General features: G+C 37.9%; 2 protein-coding genes and 2 pseudogenes. 3 read left to right on the top strand and 1 reads right to left on the bottom strand.

Annotated elements, in window-relative coordinates; genetic code table 11:
- Positions 1–130, top strand: a pseudogene (locus LPKJCM_RS13635) (IS5/IS1182 family transposase); the annotation flags it as partial.
- Here the strand turns inward: LPKJCM_RS13635 and LPKJCM_RS11395 are convergent.
- Positions 117–446, bottom strand: a complete 330-nt coding sequence (locus LPKJCM_RS11395) for a hypothetical protein (RefSeq protein ID WP_087069670.1) — start codon at positions 444–446, stop codon at positions 117–119. The pseudogene LPKJCM_RS13635 and the gene LPKJCM_RS11395 sit on opposite strands and share 14 nt — an antisense overlap.
- Positions 447–670: 224 nt before the next feature.
- On the opposite strand from LPKJCM_RS11395, the gene LPKJCM_RS11390 reads away from it, so the two are divergent.
- The gene (locus tag LPKJCM_RS11390; protein ID WP_024855672.1) at positions 671–1,240 is read left to right on the top strand and encodes a recombinase family protein; all 570 of its coding nucleotides are present in this window, start codon (positions 671–673) and stop codon (positions 1,238–1,240) included.
- Positions 1,241–1,255: 15 nt separating this feature from the next.
- Positions 1,256–1,442: pseudogene (locus tag LPKJCM_RS11385) on the top strand (ISL3 family transposase); the annotation flags it as partial.

The raw sequence follows: 1,442 nt of genomic DNA, 5'->3' as shown, positions 1-1,442 counted from the left end.
GGTAGTCGAACGATCTTTTAGTTGGCTAGAGAATTGTCGGCGACTTTGGAAAAATTGTGAGCGTCAATTAACCACCAGTCTGCAAATGGTCGTTTTAGCGTTTTTAGCACTATTACTTAAGAGATTTTAGACAGCTTCTTATACATGTGAACCCCTATTTTTTGTTTATTAAGTGTAGTTACATAATAAGCATTCTTATTTGTCCCGCCTTGAAAATCTGACGTATCTTTGCAGCGAGTGGAATTGGATAAACTAATTAAAAATTTGTAAGTTGTTTTATCATTTGAGATTCTTTTAAGTTCTTTTGTATTTCTTGCCTGGATAACTCTATTGACCTTTGTATTTACTTGATGTGTTACGTAGACGTCTGAATTTAGATAAATCCCCCCCAAAAAAATAAGTGCAACTGCTATAATAGCAAAGACAAGTAACTTTCTCTTTTTCATATTCAGTGACCCCCTTAAGCATATAAGTCTACTCTGTTAGACCATAAAAAGCATCCACTGCCTTAACTTTTCTACATTAGTTTAGTATAAAGAAAAATTTGAAACTTAGCTTCATCAGTAAAAGAGGGTCACAACTTAACAGTTGTGGCCTGTTTTTTGATACTGTATAATTAAAGGGTTAGAACCGTGTCATTACTTAATGACATAAGTAAGGAGATAAAAAGATGAAATATGGCTATGCGCGGGTCAGTACCACTGATCAAAAATTAGCAAATCAAATTGAGTTACTAAAATTGGCAGGAGCAGAAAAAATCTTTCAAGAAAAGTTTACCGGCACAACTACCGAACGACCGGAGTTTCAAAAACTGTTGCGCGTTCTAAAAACAGGCGATACTTTGATTGTCACTAAGTTGGATCGGTTTGCGCGGAACACACGCGAGGCCTTAGCCATTATCCAAGAGTTGTTTAAAGAAAATGTCAAAGTTAACATTTTGAATATGGGCTTAATTGACAATACGCCGACTGGACAACTAGTCTTTACAATATTTAGCGCCTTTGCGCAGTTTGAACGCGATATGATTGTCACGCGCACACAAGAAGGTAAAGTGTATGCCAAGCAACATGATCCGTTGTTTCGGGAAGGGCGACCGAAAACGTATTCTGAGGAACAAATCAGATTTGCCTACGAGTTACGAAAACAAGGCATGACCTATAAAATGATTGAACGAAAGACGGGGATTAGTAAACGCACGCAACAGCGACGATTTAAATTAGTTAAAAACAATATATTTTAAAACTGTTTACACCAGGATACCATTCGCACTCAATGTTTAAAGCAACTCGACAAACATTCGCGGGAATATAAAGTACTGAAATCACTATGGCGCCTATTCCACAAGGCCAACCCTGACGCACAAAAGAGCCGCTACCTCTTCGGCCTGAATGAGTACTCGACCGAACAGAACGCTATTGATATTGGAACCGATACGTTTCCGG

The organism is Lentilactobacillus parakefiri (assembly GCF_002157585.1).
Classification (GTDB): Bacteria; Bacillota; Bacilli; order Lactobacillales; family Lactobacillaceae; genus Lentilactobacillus; species Lentilactobacillus parakefiri.
The sequence above is the reverse complement of the archived record's forward strand: the minus strand, read 5'-3'. Positions and strand labels throughout refer to the sequence as shown.